11 protein-coding genes and 1 pseudogene are annotated in these 11,973 nt (G+C 59.6%); 4 read left to right on the plus strand and 8 right to left on the minus strand.

Features of this window, described 5'->3' with window-relative positions:
• Positions 1–113 precede the first annotated feature (113 nt).
• The gene (locus AC1DHT_RS02015; protein WP_427545625.1) at positions 114–1,043 is read right to left on the minus strand and encodes a LysR family transcriptional regulator; all 930 of its coding nucleotides are present in this window, start codon (positions 1,041–1,043) and stop codon (positions 114–116) included.
• A gap of 101 nt (positions 1,044–1,144) precedes the next feature.
• Here AC1DHT_RS02015 and AC1DHT_RS02020 point away from each other — a divergent pair, with 101 nt between their 5' ends.
• The 4 genes and pseudogenes from AC1DHT_RS02020 (at position 1,145) to AC1DHT_RS02035 (ending at position 4,041) form a co-directional block, all read left to right on the plus strand.
• Positions 1,145–1,843 carry an MOSC domain-containing protein gene (locus AC1DHT_RS02020; RefSeq protein WP_427545627.1) on the plus strand — a complete coding sequence of 233 codons (699 nt, stop codon included), beginning with the start codon at positions 1,145–1,147 and terminating at the stop codon, positions 1,841–1,843.
• Positions 1,840–3,117, plus strand: coding sequence for an aspartate aminotransferase family protein (locus AC1DHT_RS02025; RefSeq protein ID WP_427545629.1), 1,278 nt, complete (start codon positions 1,840–1,842; stop codon positions 3,115–3,117). Before AC1DHT_RS02020 ends, AC1DHT_RS02025 begins: the two co-directional genes overlap by 4 nt.
• 254 nt (positions 3,118–3,371) lie before the next feature.
• Positions 3,372–3,728 (plus strand): annotated as a pseudogene (locus AC1DHT_RS02030) (type II toxin-antitoxin system RelE/ParE family toxin).
• Complete coding sequence (locus tag AC1DHT_RS02035; protein WP_427545631.1) at positions 3,721–4,041, plus strand: helix-turn-helix domain-containing protein; 321 nt, start codon at positions 3,721–3,723, stop codon at positions 4,039–4,041. The pseudogene AC1DHT_RS02030 and the gene AC1DHT_RS02035 overlap by 8 nt, the downstream one beginning before the upstream one ends.
• Before the next feature lie 80 nt (positions 4,042–4,121).
• Here the strand turns inward: AC1DHT_RS02035 and AC1DHT_RS02040 are convergent, their stop codons facing one another.
• From AC1DHT_RS02040 to pqqF, 7 genes are all read right to left on the minus strand, one after another.
• Positions 4,122–5,954, minus strand: coding sequence for a S9 family peptidase (locus tag AC1DHT_RS02040; RefSeq protein WP_427545633.1), 1,833 nt, complete (start codon positions 5,952–5,954; stop codon positions 4,122–4,124).
• Positions 5,920–7,095 carry a pyrroloquinoline quinone biosynthesis protein PqqE gene (pqqE, locus tag AC1DHT_RS02045; protein WP_427545635.1) on the minus strand — a complete coding sequence of 392 codons (1,176 nt, stop codon included), beginning with the start codon at positions 7,093–7,095 and terminating at the stop codon, positions 5,920–5,922. The genes AC1DHT_RS02040 and pqqE overlap by 35 nt, the downstream gene beginning before the upstream one ends.
• The gene (pqqD, locus tag AC1DHT_RS02050) at positions 7,067–7,342 is read right to left on the minus strand and encodes a pyrroloquinoline quinone biosynthesis peptide chaperone PqqD (RefSeq protein ID WP_427545637.1); all 276 of its coding nucleotides are present in this window, start codon (positions 7,340–7,342) and stop codon (positions 7,067–7,069) included. Before pqqD ends, pqqE begins: the two co-directional genes overlap by 29 nt.
• The gene (pqqC, locus tag AC1DHT_RS02055; protein WP_103315901.1) at positions 7,339–8,091 is read right to left on the minus strand and encodes a pyrroloquinoline-quinone synthase PqqC; all 753 of its coding nucleotides are present in this window, start codon (positions 8,089–8,091) and stop codon (positions 7,339–7,341) included. Before pqqC ends, pqqD begins: the two co-directional genes overlap by 4 nt.
• A gap of 153 nt (positions 8,092–8,244) precedes the next feature.
• A complete protein-coding gene (gene pqqB, locus AC1DHT_RS02060) occupies positions 8,245–9,156 on the minus strand; it encodes a pyrroloquinoline quinone biosynthesis protein PqqB (RefSeq protein WP_427545639.1) in 912 nt (303 codons plus the stop codon).
• Between the two features lie 85 nt (positions 9,157–9,241).
• Complete coding sequence (gene pqqA, locus AC1DHT_RS02065) at positions 9,242–9,316, minus strand: pyrroloquinoline quinone precursor peptide PqqA (protein WP_003194766.1); 75 nt, start codon at positions 9,314–9,316, stop codon at positions 9,242–9,244.
• Between the two features lie 138 nt (positions 9,317–9,454).
• Positions 9,455–11,938 carry a pyrroloquinoline quinone biosynthesis protein PqqF gene (pqqF, locus tag AC1DHT_RS02070; RefSeq protein ID WP_427545641.1) on the minus strand — a complete coding sequence of 828 codons (2,484 nt, stop codon included), beginning with the start codon at positions 11,936–11,938 and terminating at the stop codon, positions 9,455–9,457.
• Positions 11,939–11,973 lie beyond the last annotated feature (35 nt).

The following is an 11,973-nucleotide window of genomic DNA, read 5'->3' on the forward strand; positions in this document are numbered from 1 at the left end:
CGGACACGTAGGATTCTGCCAGGACGGCGGAGTGAAATGGATGTCAGGGAAACAGTCTGCAAAGCCCCGCTTCGGCGGGGTTTTCTTTTGCCTGCGATTTGTGTTTTTACCGTTCAGCCTTGAACATCCAGTACCGTCGGGCTCGTCATCCGCCCGGCCGGGCCGTTCATCACGTCTTCCAGCAGGTTGCGCAGCAACTCCAGCGTCGCTTGCTGACGTTGAACGTCGCGACAGACCAATCCAACTTTCAGTGGGACCCGCGGCTCACTCAAGGGTTTCCACAAGAGTGCCTTGTTTCCATGTTCCTGCTGCGAGCGTCCGGGTAGGACAGTGGCCAGTCTGGTGTGGGGCAAACTGTCGAGGATCCCCGCCATGTTGTTCAGTTCCGCCTGTACTTGCGGGCGGCGTCCGAGATTGGCCAGTTGTCCCTGCCAGATCTGCCGGACCTGAAACTCTTCCCCCAGCAACAGCATCGGCAACTCCGCTGCCTGACTCATGGAGACTTTCTTGAATTCACGCAACGGATGATCGGCAGGGATGACCAGGGTCAGTTCGTCTTCATACAGCAAAACGCCATGCAGCCCTGGCTGGCGCGGCGGCAGATAGCTGATACCGATGTCGAGTGAGCCATTGAGCAGTCGACGTTCAATTTCCAGCCCCGTGAGTTCGTAGATCTGTACCACCAGGTGTGGTTGCGCCTTGCGTACACGCTCCAGCATTTTGGGCACCAGGCTGGTGTGAACGGTTTGCAGCACGCCGATGGCCAAGGTGCGTAACGCCTGACCCTTGAAGTTGCCCAAGGCCTCGCACGCACGCTGCAGGCCGTCGAGCAAGGGCAGGGCGTGGTTGTACAAGGTATGCGCGGCCAGGGTAGGCAGCAGGCGTTTACTGCTGCGTTCGAACAGGCCCACGTCGAGGTTTTGTTCCAGTTGGCGGATCTGCTGCGACAGCGCCGGCTGGGAGATCGACAGGCGTTCGGCAGCCCGTCCGACATGGCCTTCTTCATACACCGCGACGAAATAACGCAGTTGCTTAAAATCCATAAGTAATTCTTATCGAAAAAGCTGGAAAATCGAAATGGCTCAGCGCCTGACAGAAGCCTAGTCTAACCGCATTCACAAGGCTTACAGGGCCAGAAAGCGCGATGAATACCGTTTACGTTGATGGTGTTTACATAGGCAAGGCAAAAAATCTCGGACAGGGTTTGATCTGCGATACCGACAAACAGCGGATTGCCAATCGACTCTGGTTGTGGCCTCAAGGCCTGGGCAGCGATGAACACGGCGATCCGCGTTTTCATACTGGCCCCGAACGCGCCCTGCATCATTACCCGTCCGAACACTACGCTTACTGGCGCAAACGTTATCCACAGATCGACTGGAACGCGCCGGCCTTCGGTGAAAACCTTTCAACCCGCGGCCTGACCGAAGAGCAGGTGTGCCTCGGCGATATGTTTCGCTGGGGTGGTGCGTTGTTGCAGATCAGCCAGCCGCGCTCACCGTGTTATCGGTTGAGCCATCGCTGGGGTGTGCCGATCTTGCCGCAACTGGCCCAGGACACGGGACGCTGCGGCTGGTTCTACCGCGTTCTCAAGCCTGGTTTTGTCAGCGCCGATCAGCCGTTCGAGCTGATCCAGCGCAGCTACCCTGGCCTGACTGTGGCCTGGGCGTTGCGCTGTTTTTATCAAGAGCCGCTTGAGCATGCCGGTTTGAAAAAACTCGTCGACTGTCCGGCGCTGTCTTCGCGCTGGCGTGATATTGCACTCAAACGCTTGCGCACCGGGCGCGTCGAGGATTGGTCTTCGCGTCTGCTGGGTTCGCCGCTTGAGGGAATGCGCGCATGAACCTGTTCAGCCTGCGTCGCCAACAGCCGAGCCTGGATGATCTGGTGGTGAAGCATTTTCGGCCCTCCAGGCACGACAACCTTTCCAGCGAGTGCCTGATGCCCAGTGTCGAGCGACCCCAGCAAGTTTTCGTTCGCGGTCAGGGTTCCTGGCTCTGGGACAGTGACGACCGAGCGTATCTGGATTTCACCCAAGGTGGCGCGGCCAACAGCCTCGGCCATAGCCCATCGGTGCTGATCAAAGCCATCTCCGCTCAAGCGCAAACGCTGATCAATCCGGGTTCGGGCCTGCTTAACCGTGGCCAACTCAATCTGGCCGAACGTTTGTGCGCCAGTACCGGCAGCGACAAGGTTTATCTGCTCAACAGTGGCAGTGAAGCTTGCGAAGCGGCGATCAAGCTGGCGCGTAAATGGGGGCAACTGCATCGTGGCGGTGCATCGCGAATCATCACCGCCAGCGGTAGCTGCCATGGTCACGGCTTTGCGGCCATGTCCGCGTCGGATTGTCAGAACAATCGCTTTGAGCCGCAACTTCCGGGTTTCAGCCACGTTCCGTTCAATGATTTACCTGCGTTACATGCGGCGGTAGATGCGCAGACCGTCGCCATCATGCTCGAACCTATTCAGAGTTCAGCCGGTGTCGTTCCGGCGACTGAGCATTACCTCAAAGGTGTCGAGCACCTATGCCGTGAGTTGGGGATTTTGCTGATTCTCGACGAAGTGCAAACCGGGATTGGCCGTTGCGGCAGTCTGCTTGCCGAACAGTTTTACGGCGTGCGCGCCGACATTGTTGTGCTGGGCAAAGGGCTGGGCGGTGGGGTGCCAGTGGCGGCGCTTCTGGCGCGCGGCAAAGCCTGCTGCCTCGAGTCGGGCGAGCTGGATGGCACTCATCACGGCAACGCGTTGATGGCCTCGGCGGCGCTGGCGGTTCTGGACAGCGTGCTGGATCACGGCTTCCTCGAGCACGTTCGCGATAGCGCTCAACACCTGCGCGAAGGCTTGAGTCGATTGGCCAACCGTTACGGGCACGGTGAACTACGTGGCCAAGGGCTGCTCTGGGGCCTGACACTGAGTGACGATTCAGCTGACGCCGTGGTGAACGCCGCGCTGTACGAAGGTTTGCTGTTGAGCGCTCCGAAACCCGATTGCCTGCGGTTTACGCCGGCGCTGACAGTCAGCAAGGCCAATGTCGACGAAATGCTCCTGCGCCTGGCTCGAGCTTTCTCCCGGGTGCGCACGGCCCAACTCCAATGCCGCAAAGGCGTCGCGGTCTGAACAGACCAGCACTTCTCTAATTCCCTAACCGTCTTGCGGTATAACGCGTCGCCCCATGCCTGACTCTTTTGGCATGGGGCGTTTTTTTGTCTCAGCGATTTTCCAAACCCTACTCAGTGCTTGAGTGATTGCCAGAACAATGGCTTTTTGGCGGAGTCGGCGAGGACTGCCGATGCCATCACGCATTGATTTTGCGGATGGCTTGGTTTGTAAATATATACCACTGAGTGGTATGGTGATGGGGAGGGATGTCCATGACGATCAGGCTGTTCAAGACAAGGCGTTTTACCGTCCAGGCAGGCAAAGCCTGGATCGGCGATGACGAGCTCAGGTCAGCGTTCCGCGAGTTGCTTAAAGGGCAGGCAGACAGTCTGGGAGGTGGAGTCTGGAAAAAGCGCTTGAGCGAAAACCGTCACCGTTCGATTGTTTTGGCCAAGGGGGGACGGTACTGGGTTTACCAGTTTCTGTTTGCCAAGAAAGACCAGAGCAACATCAGCCAAACGGAGTTGGCTGCCTTTCGATAGTTGGCCAAAGCCTATGAGAGGTTGAGTGACACACAGGTCCAGCAACTGCTGGATATGAGGGAGTTTGTGGAGGTACATCATGAGTAAGAAGTTCAAGAGTGAAGCCCTTGAGTCGGTTCACGATTCGGCCACTGCATTGTTGTCGATCGGCGCTATCAGCAAGACCACCATGCGCCAGTTCGATGAGACATGCCTGGCACAGGTGCCAGAGGCGATTCCCGCCGAACAGATCAAACAACTGCGCGAGCGTAACAATGTCAGCCAACCGGTGTTCGCCCGCTATTTGAATACCAGTGCTTCTACCGTCAAACAGTGGGAAGCGGGTGACAAGCCCCCCAGCGGGATGGCATTGAAGCTGCTGAGCATCGTGCAGAAGCATGGACTGGAAATACTGGCCTGAGTTGATCGGCAAGTACTGCAAGCCCGGATCGCAGCCCGGTGGCTGCGATCTTTTCAAGACATTCTGTCCCCCGCCTGCAGTCAGGCGTTCTTCTGCTCCATCACCTCGCGATAAAAACGCCATTCCTGCTCCAGCACATGGGCCTGATTATTGGCCTTGCGAAAGCCGTGGCGTTCCTCCGGGTAGTAATGGGCCTGTGCGGGAATGCCCTTGGCCTGCAGGGCCGTGACCATATCGCGGGTCTGTTGTGGCACCACCACAGCGTCGAGTTCGCCTTGAAAGAAGATCACTGGCACGCGGATTTCACTCGCGTGCAGCAGCGGTGTGCGGGCGACGTAGCGCTCGGCATCCTGCTGCGGATCGCCGATCAGCCAGTCCAGATAGTCACCTTCGAATTTGTGGGTGGTGCGGCTCAGGGCAGCCGGGTCGCTGACGCCGTACAAACTGGCGCCCGCGCTGAAGACGTCCCGAAATGCCAGCGCGCAGAGCGTGGTGTAACCGCCGGCACTGCCACCACGAATGAACGCGTGATCGCCGTCGATCAAACCTTTCCCGGCAAGGTAGGCGACCACGGCGCAGGCGTCTTCGACATCCACTTCGCCCCAGCTCAGGTGCAGTGCCTGCCGATAGGCGCGACCGTAACCGCTACTGCCGCGATAGTTAAGGTCGGCAACCGCGAAGCCGCGTTGTGTCCAGTACTGGATTCGCGGATCGAGCATCGGGTAGCACGCCGATGTCGGCCCGCCATGAATAAACACCAGCAGCGGTGGTTTGGCGACATCGGTCATGGCCGGATAAAAGAAACCATGGGCCTCGCCGGCCCCGCTGGGGTAGCGCAGTGTTTGCGGCTGGCTGATATGCTCGGCGGGCTGCGGTGCCACTCCGCCCGCCAGCACCCGGACTTGATGGCTTTTACGGTTGATGGCGATCACCGCGGAAGGGCTGACCGGCGAAGCTGCGATGCAGTAAACAGACTCCTGGTCCAGCGCCAGATTTCGGAAGCGACTGTAATCGCCGGTGAAATCCTCAATGGAATCACCAGAGCGCAGCCCCAGGCGCCCGAAACCCTCCACGGTCCAGTTCGCCAGGTAGTTCTTTTCGCCAAGCGGTAACCAGGTGCAACCGCCAAGTTGCCACGGTGCCGGCGCATGATCGGCGTCACTGCTGGGCAACGGCTGCAAGCCTGATCCGGTTTCGACCCACGGCTGCCAGAATCCTGCGCGATCGGTCAGGCAATACAGGCGGCCGGCATCATCGAAGCGAGGTTGTTGCAAGGACTCTTCAGACGCGTCACCCGCTACGCAGCGCGGCCGGCCGAAAGCGCCGTTGGCATCGCGTTCGGCGACCATCAAGCGTGTCGCGGTCCAGGGTTGATGCGGCCGGCTCCATTCGATCCAGGCCAACCGCCCGGCATCCGGACTCAAGGTCGGCGCTGAGTAGAAGTCTGCGCCTTCGGCCAACAGCTGACGTTTGCCGTCTGCCGGATCAATGGCCACCAGGCGATGCTGATCACCTTGTTCTTCGACGGCGAGTACCTGCCCGCCGGCAAATTGCAGATCGCCGTAACGGCATTCACCCACGGTCAACGCCTGCGGCATTTCACCGGCCAACGATTGCCGATACAACTGCTGATCCGTCTCGTTGACGAAGACCACGCCGTCATCGCTAAGGCAAAACGATCCGCCACCGTATTCATAGACTCGACTGCGCGCGCTGAACCCCGGCGGGGTCAGGCAATGGGCGGTGTTGTCGCGCCAGTGCCAGATTCGGCAAGCGCCATCTTCGGGACGGTACTCATTCCAGAACAAACCTTGAGCGCCAACGGACAAATCAGTGAAATCGACACCGGCCTCTACGGCTTTGAGTGCGCTCAAGGGTTCAGCTTTTAACGATGAGGCGTGAGTTTCGTTCATTGCGAAAGGCCAATTGTTCGATGGTCTGGGTAGCGTGCTCGGCTTCTTCGCGGGCCTTGAGGATCACGCCGTGATGTTCCGACTTGCTGCACACCGGGTCGGCATTGCTCGCGTCACCCGTGAGCATGAAGGCCTGGCAACGGCAGCCGCCGAAGTCCTTTTCTTTCTCGTCACAGGATCGGCACGGCTCGGGCATCCAGTCGTAACCGCGAAAGCGGTTGAAGCCGAACGAGTCGTACCAGATGTGCTGCATGCTGTGATCGCGCACGTTCGGGAATTGCACTGGCATCTGTCGTGCGCCATGGCAAGGCAGGGCGGTGCCGTCCGGAGTCACGGTCAGGAAAATGCTGCCCCAGCCATTCATGCAGGCCTTGGGGCGCTCCTCGTAGTAGTCCGGGGTGACAAAGATCAGCTTGCACGGGTGACCTTCGGCTTCGAGTTTGGCCCGGTATTCGTTGGTGATGCGCTCGGCGCGCACCAGCTGTTCCCTGGTCGGCAGCAAGCCGACGCGGTTGAGCTGGGCCCAGCCGTAGAACTGGCAGGTGGCGAGCTCGACGAAGTCGGCCTCAAGGGCAATGCACAGCTCGATGATGCGGTCGATCTTGTCGATATTGTGCCGATGGGTTACGAAGTTCAGCACCATCGGGTAGCCGTGGGCTTTCACTGCACGGGCCATTTCCAGCTTCTGGGCGAAGGCTTTTTTCGAACCGGCCAACAAGTTATTCACCTGTTCATCGCTGGCCTGGAAACTGATCTGGATGTGATCGAGACCGGCCTTCTTGAAGTCGCTGATTTTCTGCTCGGTGAGACCAATCCCCGAGGTGATCAGGTTGGTGTAGAAGCCCAGTTTTCGAGCCTCGGCGATCAGCTCGGCGAGGTCCTGGCGCACCAGCGGTTCGCCGCCAGAGAAACCCAGCTGCGCCGCGCCCATTTCCCGTGCCTCGCGAAACACCTTGAGCCACTGCTCGGTGCTGAGTTCTTTGCCTTGTTCGGCGAAGTCCAGCGGGTTTGAGCAGTAGGGGCATTGCAGCGGGCAACGGTAGGTCAGCTCGGCGAGTAGCCACAGCGGCAGGCCGATCTCGGGTTTGGGCGGCAATGGCAGCGCCTCTGATTCAGGCAAGCTCGATCCAGTGCTCTGCACGGGCGACCTCCATGAATTGCTCGATGTCGTCACCGAGCTCGGGTACGCCGGGGAACTGGGCGTCCAGTTCGGCAATGATCGCCGCGACGTCACGCTCACCGTCGATCAGGCCACCAATCAGCGCGGCGCTTTCGTTGAGTTTGATCATGCCTTCCGGGTACAGCAGCACATGGCCTTTTTGCGCCGGTTCGTACTGGAAGCGGTAGCCGGGACGCCAGCGCGGGGTCTTGCTGCGGTCGAAACTCATAAGGCGATCCCTTTATGCCAGACCCGTTGCTCGGTCACGCTGTGATAAGGCGGGCGGTTCAGTTCATAAGCCATGCTCATGGCGTCAAGCATGCTCCAAAGGATGTCCAGTTTGAACTGGAGAATTTCCAGCATGCGCTGCTGGCCTTCATACGTGGTGTAGTGCTGCAGGGTGATCGCCAGACCGTGCTCGACATCGCGCCGTGCCTGACCCAGCCGGGTGCGGAAATACTCATAACCGGCCGGATCGATCCACGGGTAATGCTGCGGCCAACTGTCCAGGCGCGATTGGTGGATTTGCGGTGCGAACAGTTCGGTCAGCGAGCTGCTGGCGGCTTCCTGCCAATTGGCCCGGCGGGCGAAGTTGACGTAGGCATCCACCGCGAAACGCACGCCGGGCAACACCAGTTCCTGGGAACGCAGTTGGTCCGGGTCCAGGCCAACGGCTTGGCCGAGGCGCAACCAGGCTTCGATACCACCGTCCTCACCGGGCGCGCCGTCGTGGTCGAGCAGGCGTTGAATCCACTCGCGACGGACTTCACGGTCCGGGCAGTTGGCCAGAATCGCAGCGTCCTTGAGCGGGATATTCACCTGATAGTAGAAACGGTTGGCGACCCAGCCCTGGATCTGCTCGCGGGTCGCCCGGCCTTCGTACATCGCCACGTGATACGGGTGATGGATGTGGTAGTAGGCGCCCTTCGCCCGAAGCGCCTGTTCGAACTCGGCGGGGGAGAGTGGTGTGTCAGTCATTTCGGTTCTCCGGGGGAACAACCGTAGATATGGGGTGTTGTTGCCGACCTCATCGCGAGCAGGCTCGCTCCCACAGTAGACCTGCTGTGCACAGAAAGTCGGGTCCGATTCGGACCCCTGTGGGAGCGAGCCTGCTCGCGAAGGGGCCATTTCTTACAACTCGATACTCATGCCATCGTAGGCCACTTCAACATTGCGTCGAACCAGTTCGGCGCGCTCGGCCGAGTCCTCATCGAGAATCGGGTTGGTGTTGTTGATGTGGATAAGTACTTTGCGCTGCTGTGGCAGTTGTTCCAGCACTTCGAGCATGCCGCCGGGGCCGTTCTGTGCCAGATGACCCATCTCCCGGCCGGTGCGGGTGCCGACGCCACGGCGCTGCATTTCATCGTCGTCCCACAGCGTGCCGTCCACGAGCAAGCAATCGCTGCCCGCCATGATCTCCAGCAATGGCGCATCGACCTTGCCCAACCCTGGCGCATAGAACAACTTGCCGCCCGTTTGCAGGTCTTCGACGATCAACCCGATGTTGTCGCCCGGGTGTGGATCGAAGCGATGCGGCGAGTAGGGCGGTGCGGCGCTACGCAGTGGCAATGGGGTAAAACGCAGGTTCGGGCAGGCCGGGACGCTGAAGCTCTGGTCGAGCTCGATGCGGTTCCAGTTCAACCCGCCATTCCAGTGGGTGAGCATGGTGAACAGCGGGAAGCCGGTGCTGAGGTCTTCATGGACCATGTCGGTGCACCAGACCTGATGCGGGCAGCCTTCGCGCAGGCTCAACAGGCCGGTGGTGTGGTCGATCTGGCTGTCCATCAGGATGATTGCACTGATGCCGGTGTCACGCAGGGCGCGGCCCGGTTGCATCGGGGCGAAGTTCTGGAGCTGCGCGCGAATGTCCGGCGAGGCGTTGCACAGGACCCAGTTCACGCCGTCATCGGAAATCGCGATAGACGACTGGGTACGCGCCTCGGCCCGCAGGCTACCGTCGCGAAAACCTGCGCAGTTCACGCAGTTGCAGTTCCACTGCGGGAAACCACCGCCGGCGGCGGAACCTAGAATCTGGACAAACATGGTTGCTCCATCACTTCAACGCTAAAAATAAAAACGCCCCGGACGGGCCGAGGCGTTGTACCGCATGTTCTACCCAAGGGCAGTATCAACGGCTGGCGAAGTACATGGTGACTTCAAAGCCGATACGCAGGTCGGTGTAAGCAGGTTTGGACCAAGTCATAAAAAACGTTCCTTCAGGCTCGTGAGAAAATTCACTCTATACCTATAGTCCACCTCCTGCAGGAGATGTCCAGAGGCTTGCCAGGCTATGTTACTGAAACGTTTCTGCAAATTGGAGACATCTCTCGAAGAAAGCCCATTACAGCCCAGGTAATGATCGGACTGTCGGTTGCCAGGTGCCATCCGGGCAGGTATCGGTAGCCAAGCATCGGCGGCCACCTGCTGCATGTATCAAGTGCCTTGCTGCGTCGAGCAAAGCTGCGCGATCCAACAACCAAACGGCCTGTTGCAACTGCGACAGGTAATCCGACGAATGGCCGCCCAGTTTGCCCTGCCACAGCAGTTCAAAGGCCTGGGCAAGCGGCATGGCATTGCCGTCGAGTTGTTCGGCCAGGGTCTGGCGTTGATTGATCAAGGACGCTTCATCAAGCGTCGAGATGAGTTCGGGCAGTTGCTTCAGGAAGGCTTCGATGTGTTCGAGAATCTCTTTCACCGACGCGTTCGGTGATTGCACGCCGAACAGCAGCCCGGTTTGTCCGTTGATCTGACGGACACCGCTGAACACCGCGTAGCCCAATTGCAGTTCGACCCGCAGACGTTGATAGAACGGTGTTTGGCAGAGTTGCGCCAGCAGGCGCCATGCGGCTTCGTCAGTCAGTTCCTGAGTGGGCGTCGGACAAAACAGCAGCAGCGCATGCTCGTTGGTGTTGCTCGGTACTTCGCTCCAGAGGTGCTGGCCGGCAATGGAGACGGGCGCGGTCATCTCGCTGACGGGAATGCCAGGCACGCGGCTCAAGGCGCGGGTGATCGCTGTTTGAACGGTCGCCGGTAGACCTGCGGCCAATCCATCCCAGCGAGCAGTGGCCCAGAATTGCTGTAGGGCATCAGCTCCGGCAGGCTGCGATGTCGGCTGCGAATCCTGTCTCAGGCAATGTGCCGGCAACACCTTAAGCAATTGCCGGATCGCGATCAGCGGCGCTGGCGATTCGGTATTGAGCCAGGCATCGGCGACGGGTTTCATCAGACACAGCAGCGCCTGTTCGAGAATCGCCGGCATCGGCTCATGCCGTCCGCTGATTTTCAGCAACCATTGATTGCCCGTTTCGCTGAAGGACAGCTCGACGCCCGCCTGACTGGCGTCATCGCGCAGGCCTTGCAGACTACGGGCCAGTGTCGGTTGAAGATTGGCTGGTGGTGCGGACTCGAGGCGCCAACGCAGGCAAACCGCCGCTTCGCCGCTATCGTCCGCCAGTGCCGGGCTGAACTGCATGGGTGAGCGTTCACGGCGACTGCGCGTGCGATCCTGGGCAAACGTGCGCAAGCCGCGATGAGCGCTGGTTTGTCCACGGATCAAACCGGCTGGTGCTGGCGCTTCGGCCGAACGCAGGAGCGGATTGGAGGGTGGCAGTTGCCAGACGACATTCAAGTTATCCACAGGTGTCGGATTCATCTGCTGCAAGATCGCCTTGAGGGCAATCACACCCGACTCTGAGAGTTCTGGCTCCAACTTCTCGCTATCCAGTCGGGCGAGCGTCAAGGCGTTGCTGGCCTGACGTTTTTGCTGTTGCAACAGGGCATATTCTTCGCGCAGTTCAGACCAATCAGCATGGTCGGCGAAAAAGCTCAGCCAATCGCCGAGCAGTTCGCTGATTATCCCGGTCTGCGTTGCGGCACTGGCCGTCAGGTTGAACTCGACCTGCAGCAGCGCTTGCCCGGCGAAATGGTACAGCGGCGCCGCCTTCAGGCTGTCGATCAATTGGCGATGGCGTAACTCGGCAAACAAACCTCCCGGTTTCGACGCATTCAGCCAGGTGCAGAGAAAATCCAGTGCTTCACGGGATGCGTTCGGCAAGGCTTCGAATGCAAATAGCAGATTGAGTCGGCGTTCGTCAGCCTGTTGATAACTTCTGTTTGCCGTTGTCATCAGCGCGGGTGGGGCGCTTTGCGGTTGCTGCTCACCGACGGCGAAGTCGCTGCTCAAGCGCTCGGCCAGGCTACGCAATTCATCCACAGACTGCGGACCGGCGAGGCTCAGAGTTATTTGACCGGTCTGGTAGAAACGCTGATAGAACGTGCTTAGGGCCTGTTGAAACTCAGGCTGCTGCACTGCGAGGCTGTCGCGATTGCCGGCATGGAAACCGCGCAATGGATGATCTGGCGAAAGCCCGCTGAACAATGCGACCTGTCGTTGCGCTTCAGCATCTTGAGACCAGGCAATGAATTCAGCTTCCAGTACTTCCCGTTCACGCAACTGATCGTCCGGATTCAGACGCGGGTGGGCGAGCATGTCGCACAAACGCTCAAGCCCTCCGGCGAAGGCCTGAGGCGGCAGTTCGAAGAAGAAGTCGGTGGTGCGCTCGCGGGTGCTGGCGTTCAGTTGCCCGCCGTGACGTTGCACGTAGGCCATCAAGCCATCGTCAGCAGGAAAGCGTTCGGTGCCGAGAAAGAACAAGTGTTCAAGAAAGTGCGCCAGCCCAGGCCAGGCCAGCGGCGCATCGTGGCTGCCGGCGGCAACCCGTAAAGCCGCGGCGCAGCGTTTCAAACCGGGCGCATGACGAAGTGAAACCCGCAGGCCGTTGGCCAGGGTTTCGATGTGAGGGATAAGGTGGGTCGGCGCAGGCATGAGCACTTCCGCTACTTAAGAAGTGCTCATGCTAG

It is taken from the genome of Pseudomonas sp. 05N432, from assembly GCF_056396945.1.